The organism is Caecibacteroides pullorum (genome assembly GCF_019239235.1).
Lineage (GTDB): Bacteria > Bacteroidota > Bacteroidia > Bacteroidales > Bacteroidaceae > Bacteroides > Bacteroides pullorum.
Genome location: NZ_JAAZTS010000034.1, coordinates 1 through 23,895, shown reverse-complemented (window position 1 = coordinate 23,895; position 23,895 = coordinate 1). Strand labels below are relative to the sequence as shown.

The 23,895-nt window shown below is 53.7% G+C and carries 19 protein-coding genes and 1 riboswitch; of the genes, 10 read left to right on the top strand and 9 right to left on the bottom strand.

What is annotated here, in order from left to right:
* Nucleotides 1–166 precede the first annotated feature (166 nt).
* Both miaB and HF894_RS14105 read right to left on the bottom strand, forming a co-directional pair.
* The gene (miaB, locus tag HF894_RS14110) at nucleotides 167–1,537 is read right to left on the bottom strand and encodes a tRNA (N6-isopentenyl adenosine(37)-C2)-methylthiotransferase MiaB (protein WP_204973189.1); all 1,371 of its coding nucleotides are present in this window, start codon (nucleotides 1,535–1,537) and stop codon (nucleotides 167–169) included.
* Nucleotides 1,538–1,673: 136 nt separating this feature from the next.
* Nucleotides 1,674–2,924 carry a chloride channel protein gene (locus tag HF894_RS14105; protein ID WP_246593266.1) on the bottom strand — a complete coding sequence of 417 codons (1,251 nt, stop codon included), beginning with the start codon at nucleotides 2,922–2,924 and terminating at the stop codon, nucleotides 1,674–1,676.
* Nucleotides 2,925–3,078: 154 nt separating this feature from the next.
* Nucleotides 3,079–3,147: riboswitch (Fluoride riboswitch) on the bottom strand.
* 465 nt (nucleotides 3,148–3,612) lie between these two features.
* Here HF894_RS14105 and HF894_RS14100 point away from each other — a divergent pair.
* Both HF894_RS14100 and HF894_RS14095 read left to right on the top strand, forming a co-directional pair.
* Nucleotides 3,613–4,026, top strand: coding sequence for a hypothetical protein (locus tag HF894_RS14100; protein WP_246593265.1), 414 nt, complete (start codon nucleotides 3,613–3,615; stop codon nucleotides 4,024–4,026).
* Between the two features lie 53 nt (nucleotides 4,027–4,079).
* Nucleotides 4,080–5,573 carry an acetyl-CoA hydrolase/transferase family protein gene (locus HF894_RS14095; protein WP_204973185.1) on the top strand — a complete coding sequence of 498 codons (1,494 nt, stop codon included), beginning with the start codon at nucleotides 4,080–4,082 and terminating at the stop codon, nucleotides 5,571–5,573.
* A 171-nt stretch (nucleotides 5,574–5,744) separates the two neighbouring features.
* Here the strand turns inward: HF894_RS14095 and HF894_RS14090 are convergent, their stop codons facing one another.
* From HF894_RS14090 to HF894_RS14080, 3 genes are all read right to left on the bottom strand, one after another.
* Complete coding sequence (locus HF894_RS14090) at nucleotides 5,745–7,106, bottom strand: TolC family protein (RefSeq protein WP_204973183.1); 1,362 nt, start codon at nucleotides 7,104–7,106, stop codon at nucleotides 5,745–5,747.
* A gap of 31 nt (nucleotides 7,107–7,137) precedes the next feature.
* Nucleotides 7,138–10,329 (bottom strand): efflux RND transporter permease subunit, encoded by a 3,192-nt coding sequence (locus tag HF894_RS14085; protein ID WP_204973181.1) that lies wholly within the window; start codon nucleotides 10,327–10,329, stop codon nucleotides 7,138–7,140.
* A gap of 92 nt (nucleotides 10,330–10,421) precedes the next feature.
* Nucleotides 10,422–11,531 (bottom strand): efflux RND transporter periplasmic adaptor subunit, encoded by a 1,110-nt coding sequence (locus HF894_RS14080; protein WP_204969934.1) that lies wholly within the window; start codon nucleotides 11,529–11,531, stop codon nucleotides 10,422–10,424.
* Between the two features lie 296 nt (nucleotides 11,532–11,827).
* Between HF894_RS14080 and HF894_RS14075 the strand changes: the two genes are divergently transcribed.
* From HF894_RS14075 to trpA, 8 genes are all read left to right on the top strand, one after another.
* Nucleotides 11,828–12,790: a helix-turn-helix domain-containing protein gene (locus tag HF894_RS14075; protein ID WP_204973179.1), complete on the top strand. Its 963-nt coding sequence runs from the start codon at nucleotides 11,828–11,830 to the stop codon at nucleotides 12,788–12,790.
* A 335-nt stretch (nucleotides 12,791–13,125) separates the two neighbouring features.
* The gene (trpB, locus tag HF894_RS14070; protein WP_204973177.1) at nucleotides 13,126–14,316 is read left to right on the top strand and encodes a tryptophan synthase subunit beta; all 1,191 of its coding nucleotides are present in this window, start codon (nucleotides 13,126–13,128) and stop codon (nucleotides 14,314–14,316) included.
* Nucleotides 14,313–15,710, top strand: coding sequence for an anthranilate synthase component I family protein (locus tag HF894_RS14065; RefSeq protein WP_204973175.1), 1,398 nt, complete (start codon nucleotides 14,313–14,315; stop codon nucleotides 15,708–15,710). The genes trpB and HF894_RS14065 overlap by 4 nt, the downstream gene beginning before the upstream one ends.
* 17 nt (nucleotides 15,711–15,727) lie before the next feature.
* On the top strand, nucleotides 15,728–16,564 hold the full coding sequence (gene trpC / locus HF894_RS14060; RefSeq protein ID WP_204973173.1) for an indole-3-glycerol phosphate synthase TrpC: 837 nt from the start codon (nucleotides 15,728–15,730) through the stop codon (nucleotides 16,562–16,564).
* Entirely contained in the window at nucleotides 16,561–17,178 is a 618-nt protein-coding gene (locus HF894_RS14055) for a phosphoribosylanthranilate isomerase (RefSeq protein ID WP_204973171.1), read from the top strand. Before trpC ends, HF894_RS14055 begins: the two co-directional genes overlap by 4 nt.
* 27 nt (nucleotides 17,179–17,205) lie before the next feature.
* Nucleotides 17,206–17,784, top strand: coding sequence for an anthranilate synthase component II (locus HF894_RS14050; RefSeq protein ID WP_204973169.1), 579 nt, complete (start codon nucleotides 17,206–17,208; stop codon nucleotides 17,782–17,784).
* A 20-nt stretch (nucleotides 17,785–17,804) separates the two neighbouring features.
* Nucleotides 17,805–18,800: an anthranilate phosphoribosyltransferase gene (gene trpD / locus HF894_RS14045; RefSeq protein ID WP_204973167.1), complete on the top strand. Its 996-nt coding sequence runs from the start codon at nucleotides 17,805–17,807 to the stop codon at nucleotides 18,798–18,800.
* 11 nt (nucleotides 18,801–18,811) lie between these two features.
* Entirely contained in the window at nucleotides 18,812–19,591 is a 780-nt protein-coding gene (trpA, locus tag HF894_RS14040; protein WP_204973165.1) for a tryptophan synthase subunit alpha, read from the top strand.
* 3 nt (nucleotides 19,592–19,594) lie between these two features.
* Here trpA and dacB read toward each other — a convergent pair whose 3' ends face one another.
* From dacB to HF894_RS14020, 4 genes are all read right to left on the bottom strand, one after another.
* Nucleotides 19,595–21,070: a D-alanyl-D-alanine carboxypeptidase/D-alanyl-D-alanine endopeptidase gene (gene dacB / locus HF894_RS14035; RefSeq protein ID WP_204973191.1), complete on the bottom strand. Its 1,476-nt coding sequence runs from the start codon at nucleotides 21,068–21,070 to the stop codon at nucleotides 19,595–19,597.
* A gap of 134 nt (nucleotides 21,071–21,204) precedes the next feature.
* Nucleotides 21,205–21,714, bottom strand: coding sequence for an HU family DNA-binding protein (locus tag HF894_RS14030; RefSeq protein WP_204973163.1), 510 nt, complete (start codon nucleotides 21,712–21,714; stop codon nucleotides 21,205–21,207).
* Nucleotides 21,715–21,991: 277 nt separating this feature from the next.
* The gene (locus tag HF894_RS14025; RefSeq protein ID WP_204973161.1) at nucleotides 21,992–23,536 is read right to left on the bottom strand and encodes a leucine-rich repeat domain-containing protein; all 1,545 of its coding nucleotides are present in this window, start codon (nucleotides 23,534–23,536) and stop codon (nucleotides 21,992–21,994) included.
* A gap of 6 nt (nucleotides 23,537–23,542) precedes the next feature.
* The gene (locus HF894_RS14020; RefSeq protein ID WP_204973159.1) at nucleotides 23,543–23,701 is read right to left on the bottom strand and encodes a hypothetical protein; all 159 of its coding nucleotides are present in this window, start codon (nucleotides 23,699–23,701) and stop codon (nucleotides 23,543–23,545) included.
* Between the last annotated feature and the right edge of the window lie 194 nt (nucleotides 23,702–23,895).

Sequence of the window (23,895 nt, the reverse complement as noted above, 5' to 3'; positions counted from 1 at the left end):
AACAAAATATCGAGATTATCTTCAGAATATCGCTGCTTGAAAAAGTTAACAACGCTCTTATCGTTGATAAAGAAAAGAGGGTGAATCGCGTATTACGACACACCCTCCTAAGGTTTAAATCTATTTTCTCCTGTTTTTTGAGCAATCACTCCAAAGAGCGTGTTCATCAAGCGATTTCTTCGCCCAGCAGTGTAGCCGAACTAGAGCCAGTAATACGCACCATTACCAAGTCGCCCACACGATGCGTACCACGGTCGAACACCACCACGCGGTTCTGCTCCGTACGGCCAAAGAGCTGGTCGCGGCTGCGCTTCGACACGCCCTCGACCAGCACCTCGTAAGTCTTGCCCACGCAACGCGCGTTGGCTTCGGCCGAGAGGCGGTTCTGCAGGGCGATGATTTCGTTCAGACGTCGTATCTTCACTTCTTCAGGGATATCGTCAGGCAAATGCTTGGAAGCATAAGTGCCTGGACGCTCAGAATATTTGAACATGAAAGCGGAATCGTAGGCACACGCTTCCATCAGCGAAAGCGACAGCTGATGGTCTTCCTCCGTCTCGCTATGGAAGCCGCTGAAGATGTCGGTCGAGAGGCCACAGTCGGGGATGATACGACGGATGGCGGCCACGCGCTCCAGATACCACTCGCGGTCGTACTTGCGGTTCATCAGCTTCAGGATGCGGCTGCTTCCACTCTGCACGGGCAGGTGGATGTGGCGACATACGTTGGGCTCTTCGGCAATGACATGCAACGTCTCGTCACTCATGTCCTTGGGGTGCGAGGTGGTGAAGCGAATGCGCATCGAAGGGGCAGCCTGAGCCACTGTGCGCAGCAATGTGGGGAAGGTGATGACTTCGCCATCAGGACGTTCGAAACGGTAAGAATTGACATTCTGTCCCAACAGGGTCACTTCCTTGTAGCCTTTCTGTTGCAAGTCGGCTACTTCGCGCAGAATGCTCTCCACGTCGCGGCTGCGCTCGCGTCCGCGGGTATAAGGCACAATGCAATAGGTGCAGAAGTTGTTGCACCCGCGCATGATGGACACAAAGCCCGAAATGTGGTTACCGCAGATACGCGAAGGGATAACGTCGCGATAGGTTTCTGTAGTCGAAAGCTCCACGTTGATAGCCTTCTCGCCCGCCTCGACAGAGGCAATCAGTTCGGGCAACGTCAGGTAGGCATCAGGGCCTACGACTAGGTCCACGTGATGATGTTCGATGAGGTCGTCCTTCACGCGCTCGGCCATGCAGCCCAAGACACCCACTATAAGGTGCGGACGCTTCTTCTTGAGCGAATGGAAGAACTCCAGTCGGTTCAGTATCTTCTGCTCGGCGTTGTCGCGGATGGAGCAGGTGTTCATGAACACTGCATCGGCATCATCCAGCGTCTCAGCCATGCTGTACCCCGCCATCTGCATCACAGAGGCAATCACTTCACTATCGGCTACGTTCATCTGGCAGCCGTATGTCTCAATAAACAGTTTCTTTTCACTGTCGGCAGTTGCAGATTTAAAGTCTGCTCCCATCTTTTTTTCCATATAAATAAATGTATATTAGTTTATTCGGCTGCAAAGATACGAAAATAGTCGGCATTTCCATTCCTAACTCTCCATCTTACATCTCTATGCTTTACGCCCAAGAAAGCATTGAGATAGCAGGAAGAAAACAATGCTTTCATCTCAACATCCGACCCTTTTGTCTCCAATAGACCAAATGCTTCGGACTGCCCAATACTTGAGAGGTGTAGATGCCCGTATGACCTGAAAACAGATAGGCCGTGACGCAAGCCACACCCAAGTAGATTCCTGCCTCCGCTCCAAAGAGTTCGATGCCCATCAGCGTACAGGCTATTGGGGTATTGGTAGCCCCTGCAAAGACAGCCACAAAGCCTAGTCCTGCCAAGAAGGATACAGGCAGAGGCAACAGGGCGGAAAGCGCACTGCCCAACGTAGCGCCGACAAAGAAGAGCGGCGTCACCTCTCCCCCCTTAAAACCAAAGCCGATGGTAAACGTAGTGAGCAGCAGCTTCAGCAGAAAATCGTACCACATCTGCACCTCGGTGAAGGAAGCCACGATGGTAGGGACGCCCAATCCAATGTACTTCGTGGTGCCCAGCATCCACACGCACAACGCGATGCAAACTCCTCCCAACAGCGGGCGGAAAGGCGGATAGGCGACACAACGCTTGGCCAACTGCCCCCACAAGACGATGGAGCGAGAGAAAGCCGATGCCACCAACCCGAATATCAAACTGGCCAGCAAAACCCATAATAATACAACGATATCCAATCCTGGTACCTCCGACATGCAATAAGACGTGTGCGCTATCCCCCAAGCATGGCAGGCAAAGTGGGCGAAAAAGGCCGAAAGGAAGATGGGGAAGATGGCATCGTAGCGCATACGCCCCACCACAATCACCTCCAATCCAAACACGGCACCCGCCAGCGGCGTGCCAAAGATGGAGGCGAAGCCGGCACTAATACCTATCTGCACCATGATTTTGCGGTCGTAGGGGTGCATCCTGAACAGGCGCGACATCCAGTCGGCAATGGCTCCACCCATCTGTACACCCGTCCCCTCGCGCCCCGCAGAGCCTCCGAACAGGTGGGTCAGGACAGTGCCCACATACACCAGCGGTGCCATTTTGAAAGGGATAATGTTGCGCGAAGAACGGATCTCCTCTATCAAAAAATTGTTCCCCTTCGCCGCCGTACCTGCCCAATAATGGTACATCAACCCAATGAGCAAGCCACCCAAGGGCAGGCAGGCAATGATCCATAGATGACTTTCCCTATAATCGGTCGCCCAATTGAGCGACGCTAGCAACAAGGCAGAAGCAGAGCCTATCAATCCACCTGCCACAGCAGTAATGCAAATCCATTTCAGCAGATACTCCAAGATAGGAAACTGTTCGAAACGGGTCATCCAAACTTTTCTTTCAGACTTTTCTTTCATATCCAAACTACGTATTACAATATAAAAAAACAGGGGAGGCTACATAGGGGAAAAGCTGAAGAGAAGGATAACCACACATAAAAGTAACTATACACTTCCTCTTCGGGCAGGTATCCACACCTCCCTACAAACAGGAACTATCAGCTACTTGATTAGCGGTTTATAACAGGGAAGTCCCATTCCCTCCGATTAAAATCGGGCGCAAAAATACTTGTTTTTTCTGAGCCATACAACTTTTATCTTTCACAACGCATCGAAACATCCATCAAAATACAGATGAAATATTAACAAACTCGACGCCTACAACACATAAACCTCCCGTTTCAGCCAACATATTCAAACGAATAGAATCACAAATTATAGGCTTTCATTTGTAAAATAATCGTATAATTAACCATCTTTCCGTCAAAATCAAACCTCACAAGATTTTATATGTTAATAATCTATAAACGAATGAACAATTTGAGAGGTATATTTGGCTATTTTCGATAAAATTTACAATTTTGCAACATGAAGAAAAACATTAGATTTTTTCATAGTTAAGGTTTAGGTTAAAAAAATGAGGGGAGCTGTGAAGCTGCCCTTTTTTATTGCCGTTTTATTGGCAACAATCAGATAAATTGGTTACCTTTGGCGGTAGAATTAACACCTCCTGAGTATGGAAGACATCTTAAAGTTTTTGTTAATAGCAGGCATCCTCATTATCGGATTTGTCAAACAAGCCAAGAAGGAAGCCAAAAACACCTCGGCTCCTCCAAGGGATGATAACGACATGCCACGCCCTCACAAAACTCATCCACTTCCAGAAAGTTGGGAAGGTATTCCAATCCCTCCTCCCCTACAAACGGACAACACTCAGGCAAAAGAGCAAGCACACAAGCAAAAGGTAAAACCTTTTATCCCCCCAAATTATCAAACTCAACAAACTGTGCAACACAAGCAATCAGTTGCACAAACACCACAAACCAACAGAGCAGAGACCCAAGATACCTCTCCCGCCATCGATATACAATCGGCAGAAGAAATACGCAAGGGTATCATCTGGTCGGAAATCTTACAGAGGAAATATTGAGAAACGAAAAACTTAAAAAACAATATATTAAAGTAAAGTAACAATATAAAATTATGGCATTCAACTACATTTCGGCAGCCGAAGCTGCCAGCCTCATCAAACATGGCTATAACATCGGCCTGAGCGGATTCACACCCGCAGGAACAGCCAAGGCCGTAACGGCCGAACTGGCCAAAATCGCAGAAGCAGAACATGCCAAGGGAAATCCTTTCCAAGTAGGTATCTTTACAGGTGCATCGACAGGTGACTCATGCGACGGTGTATTGTCACGCGCCAAAGCCATCCGCTACCGTGCTCCCTATACAACCAACGCAGACTTCCGCAAGGCTGTAAACAACGGCGAAATAGCCTACAACGATATTCACCTCTCTCAGATGGCTCAGGAACTACGCTACGGCTTTATGGGCAAAGTAGACATCGCCATCATCGAAGCTTGCGAAGTAACTCCCGACGGTAAAATCTACCTGACCGCAGCCGGAGGTATCGCACCTACCGTCTGTCGCATGGCCGATAAAATCATTATCGAACTGAATGCCGCCCATAGCAAGGCTGCCATGGGCCTGCACGACGTATACGAACCGCTCGATCCGCCTTACCGCCGCGAGATACCTATCTATAAGCCCAGCGACCGCATCGGAACTCCATACATACAGGTAGACCCCAAGAAGATTGTAGGTGTGGTAGAAACTAATTGGCCCGACGAAGCCCGTTCGTTTGCCGCAGCTGATCCATTGACTGACAAAATCGGACAAAATGTAGCCGACTTCCTGGTAGCTGACATGAAGCGAGGCATCATTCCCTCCACCTTCCTGCCTCTGCAAAGCGGTGTAGGAAACATCGCCAATGCCGTGCTTAGCGCTTTGGGACACGACAAGACGATCCCGCCTTTCGAAATGTACACCGAAGTTATCCAAAATTCCGTTATCGGCCTCATCCGCGAAGGACGCATCAAGTTCGGAAGCGCCTGTTCGCTCACCGTCACCAACGACTGCCTGCAGGGTATTTACGATGACATGGACTTCTTCCGCGACAAACTGGTACTTCGTCCGTCCGAAATATCCAACAGCCCCGAAGTGGTACGTCGACTGGGTATCATCTCCATCAATACCGCTATTGAAGCCGACCTTTACGGCAACGTCAACTCCACACACATCGGAGGTACCAAGATGATGAACGGCATCGGCGGTAGTGGCGATTTCACACGCAATGCTTACATCTCGATCTTCACCTGCCCCTCTGTGGCCAAGGAAGGCAAGATCAGTGCCATTGTACCAATGGTTTCACACCACGACCATACGGAACACGATGTTAACATCATCGTAACCGAGCAGGGTGTAGCTGACCTACGTGGCAAGAGCCCGAAAGAACGTGCACAAACCATTATCGAGAACTGTGTACATCCCGACTACAAGAACCTGTTGTGGGATTACCTGAAGCTGACTGACGGTAAATCACAAACTCCGCACGCCATCCGTGCTGCCTTAGGTATGCACGCCGAATTGGCCAAGAGTGGTGATATGAGAAATACCGACTGGGCACAATATTAACAGACGCTTATCAATAACCTGTTAATAAGCGAATAAACAACAAGGGATAAAGAAGTGGATGCTACGAAATCCATCTTCTTTATCCCTTGCTTATATGAAAAAAGCCACCCTGGAAATCACTTCCCGGAATGGCTTATCTTCTTATAAAAGAATATAAAGAGAGATTAGTATCTATTCCTGTCCTCCACCCAATGCACAATAAAGCGTAATCACACTCTGTATTTCACTGAAGCGGTTGGCTGTCTGGGTAAATTGGGCACTCAGCAGGTTCTGTTTGGCAGTAAGCACTTCCAAATAAGTCGTGGTACCATGCTCCATGAGTAAAGAAGTACTCTCTACAGCTTTCTGCAACGAAACGACCTGCTTATCCAACAACAGGCTTTTATCTCGACTGGTCTGCCAGGCCGTCAATGCGTCGTTCACTTCGCTGCCAGCGTTCAGCAAAGTCTGCTGGAAAGAAAGAGCGGCTTCTTCCTGTTGCGCCTTGCTGATCTTAAGCTGCCCCAACAACTGTCCGCGTGCAAAGAGCGGCTGAGTGAGCGAACCTACGGCCGAAGCAAGGAACTTAGCAGGATTGATAATCATGGATCCAGCCGAATTTGTCCATCCTGCACTGCCACTCAATGTAATGGAGGGGTAGAAAGCCGAGCGTGCCGCATTGGTTGCATAGAAGGCCGACTCCAACGACCGTTCGGCCATGCGCACATCGGGTCGATTGGCAAGCATCTGCATAGGGATGCCTACAGATAACTCATCAGGCATCTGCACGCCAGCCAGTATGCCGCGTTCGTAGGAACGGGGTGTCTCGGCCAACAGCAATGCAAAACTGTTTTCTGCCTGGTTGATTTGCTCTTTCAGGTCGAGCACAGATGCCTGTACCTCGTAACAGGCGGCTTCCATCTGCGATACGGCAGCCTCGTTGGCCTGTCCTGCATTCATCAGGGCACGGGTAGAGCGAACGGTTTCTTCCCACGACCGGGCCATATCCTGCGCACAGGCAAGCTGGTCGTCGAGCATCAGCAAAGTATAATAGGTATTGGCTATACCGGCAATAAGCTGTGTACGTACAGCCTGCTTATAATCCTTGCTTTGGGCATAAAGAGCCTGTGCCTGCCGTTTGCTGTTGCGCATCTTACCGAAAATATCCAGTTCCCAACTGGCAGTAACGGGCAGCGAATAGGTCTGTGTAGCTTTTCCGCCATCGAAGCTGCTTACCGTCCCCTGAGGAGCCAATGCAAACGAGGGCAGAAATGCAAGCTTGGAGGAAAGCAAGGTAGCTTCGGCCTCCTCTATACGAAGCTGTGCAGACAGATAATCGGTATTGTTCTGCAAACCTTGTTCGATATAGGCCTGCAGCTGCGGATCGGTAAAAAGCTCGTGCCAGTCCATGCTTCCGATACTGGTAGTGTCTTCAGTGCTGAACTCTTCCCCATAAAGGTTGTCGGGCACGCTTTCGGCCGGCTTATATTTGGTATATATGCCGCAACTGCTCAGCAGAGCAGCGGCGGTTGACAATAAAATAAGTTTCTTCATATTAGTTGATGGATTAATTTTTTAAGAATGACTATTTCTCCTCATTAAACCCACTACGTTCTGCCAGGCTCCTTTCGCGCTCCAACAACACTTGAGCATCGGCTTCCAGTTCCTGGTGCGGACGGATCTTCTCCTGCATATATTCGAAGATAATATAGAATACTGGCACAACGAACAACAATGCAATGGTTCCGATCAGCATACCACCCACGACAGTAGTACCCAATGACGAGTTACCGTTGGCACCCGCACCACTGGAGAACATCAGCGGAAGCATACCGAATATCATGGTAAGCACCGTCATCAGGATCGGACGGAAACGTACCTGTGCAGCTGCATAGGCCGACTCAATAATACCCATGCCCTTGCGCCGCCGCTCGATGGCAAATTCTGTAATCAAAATGGCTGTCTTGGCTAACAAACCAATAAGCATAATCATACCTGTCTGCATATAAATGTTGTTCTCCAGTCCGAAGAGCTTGGCAAACAGGAACGATCCGAACATACCGAACGGCACAGAGAGGATAACGGCAAACGGTACCAGGAAGCTCTCGTAAAGACAGGCCAGAATCAGGTAAATCAGGAAGACACAAATACTGTAGATAAACACTGTCTGGAACTGGCTGGTATTAGCCTCCTCACGCGAAATGCCACCGTACTCGTAACTGTAGCCCGAAGGCAACATCTGTTCGGCCACTTCGGCAATCGCTTTCTGTACCTCACCAGTAGAATACCCTTCGGCCACATTCACGTTGACAGAGATAGAACTGAACAGGTTGAAACGGTTCTTGATTTCGGCACCTTCGGTCTTACTCAACGTAACGAACTGGCTGAGAGGAGCCATCTCCGTACCGTTGCGCACAAACATATTACTCAGATCCATCTGGTCCAAACGATATTTTGGATCGGCCTGAAGCATCACGCGGTACATCTTGCCAAACTTATTGTAGTTGGACACATACGAACCACCGCAATAGCTACCCAATACGCTCAGTACTTCGTTGGGTGAAATGCCGGCACGCATACACTTGGCAGCGTCTACATCTACCGAAATCTGCGGGAAGTTCTCGGCATAGGTCGTATAAGCCATTGCCACCTCCGGACGTTGGTTCAGCGCACCGAGATATTGCAGCACAGCATGATAGAACGTGGTCATGTCGCCACCCGTCTTGTCCTGCATGTTCAATTCTACCGAGTTACCCATACCGTAACCCGGAATCATAGGCGTCTGGAAGCAGAATATCTGTGCATCCTTTATTTGGGCAAACTGAGCATTGAGGCGACCCATCACGGCTTCTGCCGAATGTTCACTGCCACTACGTTCGCTCCAGTCTTTCAGACGGATGATAATCATACCATACGACGTACCCTGTCCAGAAAGGAAACCGTAACCGGCTACACGCTGGAAGTGGGCTACTTCAGGAGTATTGGTCAGAATGGCATCTACTTTATCCAGCACCTGGGTGGTCTCCTTCAGTGTGCTACCCGGAGCAGTGCTGACATTGGCCATGATGGTACCCTGGTCTTCCTGCGGTACAAGTCCTGTTTTGGTGGTGTTCATAAAGAATACCAGCAGCACAACAGCAGCTACCAAAGCTGCCCAACACATCCAACGATGATGGATAGCAAACATCACACCTTTCTTATACTTACCCAACAAAGCGGTATAAGAAGCATTGTAAGCGGCACGAACACGACCATTAATACTCTTGGCGCTCTTCGTACCCGATGCCGGACGCATCAGCAAGGCGCACAATGCCGGACACAGTGTCAGGGCACATATCATGGAGAGACCTACGGAAGTTGCCATAGTAATACCGAACTGTGTGTAGAAAACACCGGACGTACCGCCCATGAAAGTCACAGGGATAAATACGGCCATGAACACACAAGTACAGGAAATAATGGCCATCGTCACATCTCCCATCGCATCTTTGGTAGCAAGGTAAGGCGACTTGTAGCCAGAGTCAAATTTCTCCTGTACCGCCTCGACCACCACGATGGCATCATCTACCACCGTACCGATGGCCAGCACTAACGCAAACATGGTCAGAATGTTCAGACTGAAGCCTGCGGCAATCAGGCAGGCAAACGTACCTACCAATGAAACGATGATAGATATAGAAGGAATAAGCGTGCTCTTGAAATCCTGCAGGAAGAAGTATACCACCAGGATAACCAGAATAATGGCAATAACCAACGTCTCTACAATACTGTAAATCGAAGCATACAGGAAGTCATTAGAACTCATCAGATTGACAAACTCCAATCCTTCGGGCAGATCTTTCGACAACTCATCGAGCAAAGCAGAGATTTCGGCATTCACGGCAGTAGCGTTCGATCCTGCTGTCTGGAAGGCCATGAAGGCAATAGCTGTCTTACCGTCCATCTCGCCCTGGTAACTATAGCTCAATGCACCCAGCTCTACTTCGGCCACATCCTTCAAACGAAGAACAGAACCGTCTTCCTGTGCACGTACGACGATGTTCTCGAAGTCAGATACTTCTTTCAGACGGCCACGATACTTCATGGTGAGCTGGTATACATTATCCGAATTCTCGCCCAATGAGCCCGTAGGTGCCTCCAGGTTCTGCATAGCCAATACTGCACTGATGTCCGAAGGTACCAGGCCATACTGCGCCATGCGGTCGGGTTTCATCCAGATACGAATACTGTACGGAGCGTTCATCGCCATCACGTCGCCAACACCGGCAATACGCTTGATCTGGGGCACAACATTGATGTCAAGGTAGTTTCCGATAAATGCCTGGTCGTAACGCCCGTTGGTGCAGACCAGTGAATTGATTTGCAGAAAGCTGGTCTGGCGTTTCTGTGTAGTCACACCGATTTGCGTTACCTCGGCAGGCAACAATCCCTGTGCCTGCGTCACACGGTTCTGTACGTTTACTGCCGCCATATCGGGGTCGGTACCTTGCTTGAAGTAGACCTGTATGGTAGCCGAACCGTTATTGGTAGCCGTCGAAGTCATATAAATCATGTTTTCCACACCATTGATACTCTCCTCCAACGGCATAATAACGCCGTTCATCACGGCATCTGCATCGGCACCCGTATAAGTAGCTGATACATATACTGTAGGTGGTGCAATATCAGGATATTGTTCCACAGGCAACGTGAACAGCGAAATCAGGCCGATAGCAAAAATAAGGACGGAGATGGAGATGGCCATCACCGGCCGTTTAATGAATATGTTTCCTTTCATAATGTTTGTTGTTTATGGGAGTCAAGAAGTCCGGAAATGTTTCCTTTCAACTCCTTCAGCTCCTGCAGGTTTTGCCAAAAGCAAAACTTAGGTTATTTTATCTGCATTCCCTCTCTCAACAATCCAGCTCCTTTCGCCACGATTTCCTCACCCGGCTTCAGGCCGTCCATTACTACAAATTCGCGACCGTTGTTTATCGGTGCTACTGAAACCAGTGTAGAAGCAGCCTTTCCGTCCACTACCTTATACACCAGATATTTGTCCTGCATCTGTACGGCTGCTCCCTGCGGGATGACAATACAATCCTTGTAGACACTGGGGATAGATACACTGCCGGAGGCTCCACTGTGCAGCAGACGTGATTCGTTAGGGAAAACGGCACGTGCAATGACCGTACCCGTCTGGCGGTCGATGACACCGCTGATGGATTCGATCTTTCCCTTCTCGGCATATACAGAGTTATCGTTCAGGGTCAACGTTACTTCGGGCATGTTCTTCAGTGCCTCGTCCATCGAACCGTACTGACGGGTGAGGGAGAGTAACTGATTTTCGGTCATGGAGAAATAAACGTACATCGTGCTATTATCGCTCACCGTAGTAAGAGGTTGTGCCATGGCCGAGCTGACCAATGCACCTACACGATAAGGCAAAGCGCCCACAACACCGTCGCTGGGACTCTTTACTTCGGTATATGAAAGGTTATTACGAGCATTCACTTCCTGTGCCTCAGCCTGTGCCAGTTGTGCCTTGGCTGTGAGAAAATTGTTTTCAGCTGTCTTCAGACTGAATTCCGATACAACCTTCTGTGTATACAATTCCCTCTGACTATCATAATTCAGCTGAGCAGTGGCTAAAGACGCACGGGCTGTTTCCACATTGGCTTCGGCTGTTTTCAAAGCTGCCCTATAGGGTACTTGATCAATAACAAAGAGTAACTGCCCCCGACGTACCACTTCACCTTCGGTCACACAAAGGCTCACAATTGTACCCGATACCTGCGGATAGATGTCAATGTCCTGCCTTCCACGGATGGTAGCGGAATAAGAAGTAGAAAATTCCTTGTCGGTGGTACCCACCGTCATAGTCTCGTAAGAAGAGGATTGCATAGCGGCATTCGGTGTCTGCTTGCACGATGCAAATCCAAATACTGTACAACCGATAAGTGTTATCAGTCGCATCTGTCTGATCTTAAACTTTTTCATGTCCAACTTATTGATTTAAAATTGGCACAAAGATAGAAGAATAGAACAAGCCATATGTTATCTAAATTCCCGTATAGATGTCCCATATTCCCCACCTTATACTTAAAAAATATTACATAAAGAATAATAGAACAGCCTTTATGAGAAATAGAACAACTTAGTTTTACTAATATTCCCCAACTTTGCAACGGGAGAAAAGAACAGTCTTCCATATTATCGACCCGTAAACTAGAGTACCTTATACATTATGACATTCACAGCATCAGATGAAATTATGCAATTCTAATAAATATAATATGTATACGAACGAAAAAACAATCATTACAGTTGATATCGATGATTTCAAGAAGTATAAAGAAGAAACAAGGGGAGAATATGTAGATTATGTAGATGATAATGTCATAGTAGCACGTAACATGGAGAAACTCCCCTACTCCAACCGGATGATAAGGCTGAATCTTTTCATCATCGTTGCTTGTATTGAAGGAAAAATGCAACTGAACATCAACAAAAAGGACTATCAGTTACAGGCTGGAGAAGCATTCGTCTGCCTGCCAACCATGATTATAAGCAACATGCTCCTTAGTCCACAGCACAAGGTCAGCCTGATAGGTTTTTCCACCAAATTTCTGCAACAGACGGTAAAACGGGAAAAAGCAGCAGAAAAAGCCTTGTATTATCTCTATAAGAATCCTGTTTTTGCCAAATCACCGGAGGAAAAAACAAAAGAAAGCCAGAATTTCAATCTGTATTATCAACTGATTATGGACAAAATCAGTGATCCCTCACACCGTTACCGCCAGGAAATTCTGGGATATCTCTTCTCTGCCTTGTTCCATGAAATGCTGGCAGGCATCCAGAAACACTCCGATGAAACCGAAGAGACAGGAATAGAAGCCAAACGAAGCAAGCATATCTTCAAACTGTTCATGGAAGAACTGACTGCTGACGGAGGAATACACCGCTCTGTAAGCTACTATGCCGACCGACTGTGCTATTCAGCCAAATACATCTCGGCGGCCATTAAGGAAGTCAGTGGCCATACTCCGACTGAATGGATCAATGAATATGCCATCGAACAAATAAAATATCAGTTGAAACATTCTGAGAAGTCTATCAAGGAAATAGCAGAGATGTTCAACTTCCCCAACCAGTCATTTTTTGGCAAATATGTAAAGGCTCATATAGGCATGTCTCCAGCCCGATATCGTGTTCATTCGGACAGCGAAGAGCAAGACAGCCCACAAACCGAATCTTAAAAATGTTTCCACTACATAACTTTTTTCAAGAGAAAGCTTGTATTTCCAATTAAAATGCATACATTTGCCTCCGTTAAGTATTAAAACGTAAACAAAGAATGACAATCAACCTGCATAAATATTGGTGGTGGCAACCGTTACAACTCATACAAAGTCGTAAAGGGGGCAACACTCATATATGCAGTCATTGATACACCGCTTCCATCCTTCGAAAGGATCAGGACAAGCCGGAAAGGACAAGCAAAAAGAAAAGAGCTTCGCCGCAACTTGCGACGGAGCTCTTTTTCTTTTTATCCCAACCCCAGTAACTATCACTTAAAATATACATTGCAACAATGAACTATTCAATTGATTCAAACGGTTATTACGGTGAATTCGGCGGGGCCTACATCCCCGAAATCCTGCACCGCTGTGTCAGCCAACTGCAGGAAGCCTGCTGTACCATCCTGCCTAGTGATGATTTCAAACGCGAATTCGAAGACCTGCTGCAGCACTATGTAGGTCGCCCATCGCCGCTCTACCATGCCCGCCGCCTGTCCGAGAAATACGGCTGCAAGGTCTATCTGAAGCGGGAAGACCTGAACCACACCGGCGCTCACAAGATCAACAACGCCGTGGGCCAAATGCTGCTGGCCCGCCGCATGGGCAAGCGACGCATCATTGCCGAGACTGGTGCCGGACAGCACGGCGTGGCAGCCGCTACTGTCTGTGCCCTAGCTGGTATGGAATGCCTCGTGTTTATGGGAAAAACCGACATTGAGCGCCAGCACGTCAACGTGGAGAAGATGAAGATGCTGGGCGCACAGGTAGTGCCCGTCACCTCGGGCAATGCCACCCTGAAGGACGCCACCAACGAGGCCATCCGCTACTGGTGCTGCCACCCCGATGATACGTACTACCTAATAGGCTCTACCGTAGGTCCGCATCCTTACCCGCAACTGGTGGCCCACCTGCAGTCGGTCATCGGCAAGGAAATTGCCCGCCAGCTGGTCGAACTCGAAGGCCGCGAACATCCCGACCACCTGGTGGCTTGCGTGGGTGGAGGCAGCAATGCCGCCGGTACCCTGCTGCGCTTTCTGAACGACCCACGGGTACACATCGTACTGGCCGAAGCAGGCGGACTGGGTGTAGATTCTGGCAAAACGGCAGCCACCCTAGCACTGGGACGTGTGGGCATCCTGCACGGTGCACGCACCTACGTCATTCAGGACGAGGACGGACAAGTGACTGAACCCTACTCCATCTCCGCCGGACTGGACTATCCGGGCATTGGCCCCCTGCATGCCCACCTGGCCGCCACGAAGCGGGCCGACGTCCTGGCCGTCAACGACGACGAGGCCCTGCGTGCAGCCTATGAGCTGACCCGGCTGGAAGGCATTATCCCCGCACTGGAGAGCGCCCACGCACTGGCTGTACTCCCCCGCCTCCAAACCAAGCCCAACGATGTAGTCGTCATCACCGTATCAGGGCGTGGCGACAAAGACATGGACACTTATCTGAAACATCAAAACGAATACAACCTATGACTTACCGTTACACTACCCAAACACGTACCCTGCCCGGCGACATCCACACCCCGGTCAGCACGTACCTGAAACTGCGCGACCTCTTCCCGCAAAGTGCCCTCATGGAGAGTTCCGACTATCACGGAGGCGAAAACGGCCGTTCCTTCATCGGCCTCTGTCCCATCGCCTCCATCAGCATCGGACACGGCATCGTCGTAACCCGAATGCCCGACGGCTCACGGCAGGAGAACACGCTGGAAGCCGAAGGAGGGATGGCTCCGGCCCTGAACCACTTCCTGTCCCACTTCCAGGTTACAGGCGAAGGAAGCCGCTACTGCGGCCTTTACGGCTACACCTCATTCAACGCCGTGCGTTACCTCGAAGGCATTGCCGTGAAAGACAGCCGACAAGCACTGAATGACGCTCCCGACGCCCTCTATATCCTCTACCGATACCTCATCGTCTTCAACGACTTCAACCACGAACTGATACTCGTCGAAATGCTAGGCGAAGGTGAGACCAGCGGCTTGGACCAAGTACAGACCGCCGTAATGAACCGCAACTTTCCTACGTATGGTTTCCACCCTACGGGAGAAGTGACCTCCACACTGACCGACGACGAACACCGCGCCAACATCCGCCGTGCCATTGCCCACTGCCTGCGGGGCGACGTGTTCCAGATGGTACTGTCACGCCGCTTCGAACAACGATTCGAAGGCGACGACTTCAACCTCTACCGTGCCCTGCGCGGCGTCAACCCCTCGCCCTACCTCTTCTACTTCGACTTCGGAGGCTTCCGCATCTTCGGTTCCTCACCCGAAACGCACTGCCGTATCGCCGACGGACGGGCCTACATCGACCCCATAGCGGGTACCACCCGACGCACAGGCAACCGCGAGGAAGACGAAGCGGCCACCCGACGTCTGCTGGACGACCCCAAGGAGAACGCCGAACACGTGATGCTCGTCGATCTAGCACGCAACGATCTGGCACGCAACTGCACCGACGTGCGTGTGGACTTCTTCCGTGAACCGCAGCTGTACAGTCACGTCATCCACCTCGTCAGCCGCGTCAGCGGCGACCTGCGACCGGAAGCCAATGCCGTGAAGACCTTCCTCGACACTTTTCCCGCCGGCACACTGAGCGGTGCACCCAAGGTACGGGCCATGCAGCTCATCAGCGAGCTGGAGCCGCACAACCGCGGTGCCTACGGCGGATGCATCGGCTTCATCGGGCTGGACGGTTCGCTCAACCAGGCCATCACCATCCGCACCTTCGTGAGCCGCAACAGCATACTATGGTTTCAGGCAGGCGGCGGCATCGTGGCCAAGAGCAATGTGGAGAACGAATTGCAGGAAGTGAACAACAAGCTGGCGGCCCTGCGCCGCGCCATCGAACTGGCACAAAACTTTTAACCCAAGAAGACATGACAATGGAAAGAGACATTCTGAAAGAAATCATCGCACACAAACGCGAAGAGGTGGAGACGCAGAAACGCCACCTCACTGCCGACCAGCTGGCAACAGCAGCCGACAGAAAGGAACAACGCACTACCCATAGCCTGAAACAGGCCCTGGCAGCCTCGCCCACGGGCATCATCGCCGAGTTCAAACGCCGTTCGCCGTCGAAGGGCTGGATCAACCGCGAGGCACGACCCGATGAGGTAACCCCCCAATACGAAGTCGCAGGGGCCGCCGCCCTTTCCATCCTGACGGACGAGGCCTTCTTTGCCGGCAGGCTGGGTGACCTCACTACTGCACGGCCGCTCACCACCCTACCCATCTTGCGCAAGGACTTCGTCATCGACCCTTACCAGTTGTTGCAGGCACGTGCGGCAGAGGCTGACGCCGTACTGCTCATCGCCGCCTGCCTCGACCGAAGCCAATGCGGTGAACTTTCGCAGCAGGCCCACGAACTGGGGCTGGAGGTCCTGCTCGAGCTACACGCGCCCGACGAACTGGATTACCTGGACTGCCACCCCGACCTCGTGGGAGTAAACAACCGCAGCCTGGGTACCTTCCACACCGATGCCTCGCATGCCGTCGACCTGGCTGAAGCCTTGGCGCAAGCCACGGCAAGCACGGACCCTCACCCGCTGATGGTGGCCGAAAGCGGTATCCACGATGCCGAGACGGCCTGCCTCCTGCGCCGCCACGGCTACCGCGGACTGCTCATCGGCGAACGCTTCATGCGGAGCGAATGCCCGGGCGACGAACTGCACGCGTTCATCCAACAGATGTCTCACCTTCAAACCTCCTCCGCCTTATGAACCTGCTTGTCAAAGTATGCGGTATGACCGACGGCGAGAACATCCGCCGGGTCGAGGAACTGGGCGTGGACTTCATCGGCTTCGTGTTCTACCCCCGTTCGCCCCGCTTCGTCTATCAGATGCCGGACTACCTGCCCCGTCGGGCCCGGCGCATCGGAGTATTTGTCAACGAGACCAAGGAAACCGTGCTGACGTATGCCGACCGCTTCGAGCTGGACTATGTGCAGCTGCACGGGAAGGAGTCGCCTCTGTACTGCCAATCATTGCGCAAAAGCCACGGGCTGAAGGTCATCAAGGCCTTCCACCTGGCCACCCCGCGCAACGTGGCCGCCACAGAAGCCTACCACGGCACCTGCGACTACTTCCTCTTCGAGAGCAAGACGCCCCAGCTGGGCGGCACGGGACGGCAGTTCGACTGGAGCCTGCTCCACCGCTACGCCGGCCGCACACCGTTCTTCCTGAGCGGAGGCCTCAACGCAGGCAGCGCAAATGCCATCCGTCAGTTCCATCATCCACAACTGGCAGGCATCGACCTCAACAGCCGCTTCGAGACGACTCCCGGCCTGAAGGACGTGGAACGCCTGCGCGGCTTCCTGCAAGAGTTAACCCAATAACTGAATGACTTAAAGACTTACATCCTCATGAACCACATTGCTATTATAGACAACTACGACTCGTTCACCTACAACCTGGTGCAATTGGTCGAACAGGCAGGCGCACGGGTCACCGTGCTGCGCAACGACCGTTTCGCCCTGCCCGACCTCGCAGCCTACGACAAGCTGCTGCTCTCGCCCGGTCCCGGCATCCCGCAGGAAGCCGGACTGCTGATGCCCGTCATCCGTACCTATGCCGCGACCAAACCCATCCTAGGCGTCTGTCTGGGCGAACAGGCCATCGGCGAGGCTTTCGGCGCACGGCTGTGCAACCTCTCCGACGTGTTCCACGGCGTGCAGACCGAAATCAGCCTCGACGGTCCCGGCGTGGCCGACGACTATCTCTTCGACGGCCTGCCCCGCCGCCTGACCGTGGGCCGCTACCACTCGTGGGTCGTCAGCCGCGAGGGCCTGCCTGACACGCTGGCCGTCACCGCCGTGAGCGACGAGGGCCTCATCATGGGTCTGCGCCACCGCATGCTGGACGTACACGGCATCCAGTTCCACCCCGAATCGGTACTGACACCCCTGGGCGAGCGCATCATCCAGAATTGGATAAATCATTAACCACTAACCATCAACCACTCATGAAACAGATACTTTCCCGACTCTTCAACCACGAGCACCTGAGCGAGGCCGAGGCCCGCCAACTGCTGCTCGACATCACGGCCGGCCACTACCCCGACGCACAGGTGGCTGCCCTGCTGACGGCCTTCTGCATGCGCGACATCACCGTGGACGAGCTGACCGGCTTCCGCGAGGCGCTGATGCAGACACGCATACCCATCGACTTCGCCCCCTACCGCCCCATCGACATCGTGGGCACGGGGGGCGACGGCAAGAACACGTTCAACATCTCCACCTGCGCCTGCTTCGTCGTGGCGGGTGCGGGCTACAAGGTGGCCAAGCACGGCAACTATGGCGCCACGTCGGTGAGCGGTGCCAGCGACGTCATCGAAGAACATGGCATCCGCTTCACCGCCAACCCCGACACCCTGCGCCGCAGCATGGACGAATGCAACCTGGCCTACCTGCATGCACAGCTCTTCAACCCCGCCATGAAATCGGTGGCCGCCGTGCGCAAGTCGCTGGGCGTGCGCACCCTGTTCAACCTGCTGGGCCCGCTCGTCAACCCCTGCCGCCCGGCCTACCAGCTGCTGGGTGTCAGCCAGTTGTCACTGATGCGCCTCTACACCTATGTATTCTGCAAGGCGGGCATCGAGTTTGCCGTGGTCAACAGCCTCGACAACTACGACGAAATCTCCCTGACCGACGAGTTCAAGGTAATGACCCGCCGCGACGAGCGCATCTACCGCCCGCAGGAGTTGGGCTTCGACCCCGCCCGCCCCACCGACCTGCAAGGGGGCCGGAACCGCGAGGACGCGAGCCGCATCTTCGACGCCGTACTCACCAACCGTGCCACCCCAGCCCAGAAGCACTGCGTACTGGTGAACGCCGCCTTCGCCATCCAGCTCATGGAGCCGGACAAGGAGATAGGCGAGTGCATCGACATCGCCCGCCGTTCGCTGGAAAGCGGGCAAGCGCTCAAGACACTGAAGAAATTCATTGAAATAAACCGATAGACAAGAAAACCATGAACCGTATAGACCAACTTTTCCAGACCAAGAGCAGCCGCATTCTCTCCATCTACTTCTGTGCCGGCTGCCCCACCCCCGACGGCACCGCCGCCACTATCCAGGCCCTGCAGGACGCGGGCGTGGACATGATCGAGATAGGCATCCCCTTCAGCGACCCCCTGGCCGACGGCCCCGTCATCCAGCAGGCTGCCACTACCGCCCTGCGGGGCGGCATGAGCCTGCGCCGCCTCTTCGACCAGCTGGCCGACATCCGCCGCACGGTACACATCCCCCTGCTGCTGATGGGCTACCTCAACCCCATCCTCCAGTTCGGCTTCGAGGCGTTCTGCCAACGCTGCCGGGCCTGCGGCATCGACGGCCTCATCATCCCCGACCTGCCCCTGCGCGAATACCGTGAGCACTACCAGGCCACGGCCGAACGCTACGGCCTGCACGTGGTGATGCTCGTCACGCCCGAGACGAGCGACGAACGGGTGCGCGAGATAGACCGGCACACGGGAGGCTTCATCTACATGGTGTCGTCGGCCGCCGTGACGGGAGCCCAGCGTTCGTTCGACGAGCAGAAGCAGGCCTACTTCCGCCGCATCGACAGCCTGGGACTGAAGCATCCGCGGCTGGTGGGCTTCGGTATCTCCAACAAGGCCACGTTCGAGGCGGCCTGCAAGGCCTCGTCGGGCGCCATCATCGGCAGCCGGTTCGTCACCCTGCTCAGCGAGGCCGGGGGCGATGCGGCTCTGGCCATCGCCCGGCTGAAGGAGGCGCTGACAAAGGATTAGTTATTATTTCCGGATAGAAGCCTTCACCACCTCCAGACACACGGCATCCTGAAAGGCCCGTGCCTGGCGGCCCGAAAGCACGTTCTGCGTCATGATGGCGAAGGCCACCCAATGCCCCTCAGTGGTCTTCAGATAACCCGCCAGCGCATTGATGCCCGTATAGGAGCCGGTCTTGGCATGCACCTGACGGAAGGCGGGCGTGCCGTAGCCCATGCGGTACTTCAGCGTGCCGTCCACCCCGCTCACGGGCAGGGCCTTGTAGAGCGGCGAGAAGATGTCGCTGCGCGAGTAGGCATAGCGGAGCATGGCCACCAGCAGCTCGGGCGAGAGGTAGTCGTAGTGCGACAGGCCGCACCCGTCGGCCAGGCTGTAGTGCTTCGGGTTCAGCCCGACGCGCCTGATGAGGGCCCGCATGGCGTCCAGCCCGTCACGGGCCGACACCCGCTTCTTGCCACCCGAAGCCAGCACGCCCGCCCGGCAGAGCATGGCTTCGGCGTTCAGGTTGTCGCTCTCCTTGAGCATCTCGTCGAGCACGGCCTGCAGGGGCGTCTCGTGTGTGGCCAGCTTCGTGCATGCCTTCGTGCGGGGCAGGTCGCCAAAGCAGTAGGCCGCTTCGATGCCCGCCCGGCTGCTGTCTGTGACGGCCGTACAGCGGATGCCCGCCTCCAGCAGCCGCTCCACAAAGACGTGCATGAACATGCGGCCGGAGTCGAACAGGCTGAACGAGCGCCCCTCCGCCGCCCGCACGTTGCCTTGCAGGGTGATATGGTTGCCGTTCTCCATCCAGTTGCGCGCCACGCGCAGCGGCCCTGCGGCCGGCGAATGGCTGTGCGTACGGTTCTCTATCGTATAATAAGAGGAAGAGGGGTTGCCTGTGACCAACGCAGCCAACCCCCGCTCGGCGGGACGGATGGACAGCTGGAGTACACCCTTGTTCAGCATCAGCGGCGAGAGGTAGGGCTGATAGGCAGCGGGAGCGTCGTCCCACAGCCAGCCCGAGCCCCAGTAGAGCGAGTCCTTCATCGACACGTCGCCCACGATGCGGCCGTCCACCACACGGATGCCCCGCCGCGTCAGGCCGCCGATGAGCTCCTCCAGGTCGTCCGTGTCGAACTCGGGGTCGAAGCCGCCCACCACGTAGAGGTCGCCCCGCAGCGTGTCGCCCGCCACGCGGCCCGTGGTCCACAGCTCCGTGCGGAACGGCTCCATGGCCCCCGGCTGTGCCAGCGCCGTGATGGCCGTCATCACCTTCATGGTCGAGGCGGGGCGCGACAGCTTGTCGGCCTGATGTTCGTAGAGCGTGCGCCCGGCCGAGAGGTCGTAGATGCAGATACCCGCCGCGGCGCCCCGTGGCAGGTTGTGCTTTACGATTGTGTCGAGGCGGGCGCGCAGCAGGCTGTCGGCCGGCTGCGGCGACTGTCCCCGCAGGCCGGCGGGGCCGGCAAGGAGCAGCAGGGAGAGCAGGAAGATGGTCTTCATCAGGGTCATGCGTATCGTGTGTGTGGGGTTACGGCTGCAAAGATAGGCAAAACCGCCCGTCCGCCCAGCCCGTGGCGCACAAAAAAAGGGAGCCGAAGCCCCCATTCCCCTATTTTCAACTCTCCACTCTCCGCTTACAGCGGGCTTCCCCCTTCGCCGTCGTCGCCGCCGGGCTCGGTGCCGCCGCCCCCGGGCGTGGTGATGTTCTTGGCCTTCTTGTAGGCGTCGAGCGAGGCATAGTTCACGTCGCCGTCCAGCACGCCGCCGTTCTCGAACTGGATGGCGCCGATCACCGCCTCGCGGAACTCCCTGCTGGGCGTGAAGAGGATGCGCGGCTCCTTGATCATGGCCGAGGCGTTGTATTTCGTGATGTCTTCCACGCCGTCGCTCTTGAAGGTGATGCGCAGCGTGCCCAGGTCGCCCACGCGCACCGTGTGGCCCTGCAGCAGCTGCTGGCGGGCATAGTTGCCCAGCAGTTCGAGGGCGGCCTCCATTTCCTTGGGAGCCACGGTGGTGTTCTCGGTGGCGGCGCGCGTCATGGCCTTCACCGTCTGTGCCGCCTCGCTCAGCGGGGAGGCATACCATTTCTTCGGGGAACCTTTCACAAGCGGATTGCTCCGTTGTACCAATTTGTACTTGTACATAATTTTTTATGAATTAAAAAGTTAGACATATAGCCCCGCACGCGGCAGGGGCCGATTTTTGGATACTTGATTATCAGTCACTTACAGACACCCGCGAGTCTCTGCCGGAAACTCTAAGGAGTCATGGCCCGACACTCTAAGGAGTCATGGCCGATAACTCTAAGGAGTCTTGCCCGATGACTCTAAGGAGTCTCTGCGGGCGGCTTCGGGGTGTGGGCGTCGTGTAAAGATGTTTTACCGTCCGCCGCGCGCCCCGAGGCCGGGAGGGGGTGGTCAGTTATTTCACGTTGAGGGTGACTCTTACGTTATCAGAGTCGGAACTCCATGTAGGGTCCCACTTCGTTTTCTGTGCCGCCGTCAGTGTCAGGGTCAGTATCCGGCCGTCATTCTGATTGCCACAATAGAGTGTTCTTAGACCGGACAGCTGGGTGATGTCCAGCGCGGTCAGTTTGTTGCTGTTACAAGCCAAATACGCCAGCTGGGTCAGCCCACTAAGGTTCAACTCAGTCAGCTCGTTGTAGTGACATCTCAAATCCTTCAGACCGGTCAGCTTGCTGACATCCAGTTTGGTCAACTGGTTGTAGTAGCATTCAAACACTTCCAGCTTGGTCAGATGGTTGACATTCAGCTCGCTCACCTTGGTGTTAGTGCAAAACAGCTTCGTCAGTTCGGTCTGCTCCGTGAGGTCCAGCAGAGACAGTTCATTTGCGCTGCAATCCAGATACGTCAGCTTTGTCAACCCGCTGAGGTCCAGCTCGGTCAGCTGGTTGTACAAGCAATCCAGATACGTCAGCTTGGTCAGCCCGCTGATGTTCAGCTCGGTCAGTTTGTTTCTGTTGCAGACCAGCTTGGTCAGCCCTGTGCAGTAGCCGATGCCGCCCAAAGAATATAAGCCTTTATCGGATACATTCACTTCTGTCAGCGTTTCCAACTCCGACAAATCGGTGATGGTGACTGTGCCGTCGGCATTCGGGGTTCCGGCAGGATATATCTCTTTGATGACGGCCTTCTCGAAACTTGTCAGCGCCAGCGTGCCCAAGTTGAGGATACGTCCGGCCTGAAGCTGGGTATTCTTATTGGTGGCCTTGCGGTAGAGCTTGCCTTCGCCGTCTTCGAAGAGCAGGCTGAAACCATTGTACAGCTGGGCGGGAGTCACGACAAAGTAATAAGTCTTTCCGGCCTCGAAAGTGCCTTTGAGGCTGACGTGGGTAGCAGCTTCGTTGGTATCGGGAAAACTCAGATTACCGGTGGCAAAAGTGCACTTCACACTGCCTGCCAGCATCTCGTTGCCGTTACCTCCCACAAAGCTGAGGGTACCGGTCATGGCCTCGGCGGCGGTGAACTTCACCAGGGCACAGAGGTTGTTGAACTCCAGGTTGGTGCTGCCGCCTGTGGCCTTGGCCAGCGAGGGCGCCAGCTGGTTGGCAAAGGTGCCTGCCACGGCGGTCTGCTCGGCGGGCAGGTTGAAAGTGGCGGAAGTGCCGTCCATCGCAATAAGATTTTCAGAATAAGGATAGAAGGCGGTGTAGTCCTCATTTACGTTGGCATAGCCTTCGAAGGTGGCGTTGCTGCCGCTGATGGTTGTAGCGGTGAATTCCTGCACGGTTACTCCGTCCCACAGGGCTATCTTGTCGCCTTCGGTCCAGTGCACTTCGTTACCCGCCGCCAGCTGTGTGCGTGTCTGCGGCATGCCGGCGGTAAAGGTCATGGGCACGGGCTTTGCGGCCTCGTTGCCCGGATTGTTCTCGATGAACTCTTCGTTGCCGCAGGCGGCCAGTGTCAGTACCGCGGCGGCCAGTGTAAGGATATGTAGTGTTTTCATAAGGCATTACCATGTAAATTCGTCTTGTTGATAAGGGTTGTGCGTGCTGACGTAGCTTCCGGCCAGGATATCACCCTCGTTCTGCATCTCGATGATTTCACACTTGGGGGCCTCGTAGGCCTCGCGTACAGTGTTCTCGCTGTTCAAAAAATTCTTTGTTTCCATTTGATAAAAAGTTTAATTAGTTAGACAAATGCAGGGGTGTCCCAACCCCCAAAACTCTATAGAACAAATGTAGAGTAATAAAGACTATCTTGTTATAACACACGGCGCATTGTGAAGGAAAAACTATAACATACGGCGCATCCTCGTGTCTGCCCGATTATAACATACGGCGCATGCAAAACATCAAACCGCTG

Bases quoted from the DNA above. Each gene is read 5' to 3' on its own strand.
- HF894_RS14075 (WP_204973179.1), top strand. From the start codon at position 11,828: ATGTATACGAACGAAAAAACAATCATTACAGTTGATATCGATGATTTC.
- HF894_RS14020 (WP_204973159.1), bottom strand. From the start codon at position 23,701: ATGGAAACAAAGAATTTTTTGAACAGCGAGAACACTGTACGCGAGGCC.
- trpA (WP_204973165.1), top strand. From the start codon at position 18,812: ATGAACCGTATAGACCAACTTTTCCAGACCAAGAGCAGCCGCATTCTC.
- dacB (WP_204973191.1), bottom strand. From the start codon at position 21,070: ATGAAGACCATCTTCCTGCTCTCCCTGCTGCTCCTTGCCGGCCCCGCC.
- HF894_RS14090 (WP_204973183.1), bottom strand. From the start codon at position 7,106: ATGAAGAAACTTATTTTATTGTCAACCGCCGCTGCTCTGCTGAGCAGT.
- HF894_RS14065 (WP_204973175.1), top strand. From the start codon at position 14,313: ATGACTTACCGTTACACTACCCAAACACGTACCCTGCCCGGCGACATC.
- HF894_RS14095 (WP_204973185.1), top strand. From the start codon at position 4,080: ATGGCATTCAACTACATTTCGGCAGCCGAAGCTGCCAGCCTCATCAAA.
- HF894_RS14105 (WP_246593266.1), bottom strand. From the start codon at position 2,924: ATGACCCGTTTCGAACAGTTTCCTATCTTGGAGTATCTGCTGAAATGG.
- HF894_RS14080 (WP_204969934.1), bottom strand. From the start codon at position 11,531: ATGAAAAAGTTTAAGATCAGACAGATGCGACTGATAACACTTATCGGT.
- HF894_RS14030 (WP_204973163.1), bottom strand. From the start codon at position 21,714: ATGTACAAGTACAAATTGGTACAACGGAGCAATCCGCTTGTGAAAGGT.
- trpB (WP_204973177.1), top strand. From the start codon at position 13,126: ATGAACTATTCAATTGATTCAAACGGTTATTACGGTGAATTCGGCGGG.
- trpC (WP_204973173.1), top strand. From the start codon at position 15,728: ATGGAAAGAGACATTCTGAAAGAAATCATCGCACACAAACGCGAAGAG.
- trpD (WP_204973167.1), top strand. From the start codon at position 17,805: ATGAAACAGATACTTTCCCGACTCTTCAACCACGAGCACCTGAGCGAG.
- HF894_RS14025 (WP_204973161.1), bottom strand. From the start codon at position 23,536: ATGAAAACACTACATATCCTTACACTGGCCGCCGCGGTACTGACACTG.
- HF894_RS14100 (WP_246593265.1), top strand. From the start codon at position 3,613: ATGGAAGACATCTTAAAGTTTTTGTTAATAGCAGGCATCCTCATTATC.
- HF894_RS14050 (WP_204973169.1), top strand. From the start codon at position 17,206: ATGAACCACATTGCTATTATAGACAACTACGACTCGTTCACCTACAAC.
- HF894_RS14085 (WP_204973181.1), bottom strand. From the start codon at position 10,329: ATGAAAGGAAACATATTCATTAAACGGCCGGTGATGGCCATCTCCATC.
- miaB (WP_204973189.1), bottom strand. From the start codon at position 1,537: ATGGAAAAAAAGATGGGAGCAGACTTTAAATCTGCAACTGCCGACAGT.
- HF894_RS14055 (WP_204973171.1), top strand. From the start codon at position 16,561: ATGAACCTGCTTGTCAAAGTATGCGGTATGACCGACGGCGAGAACATC.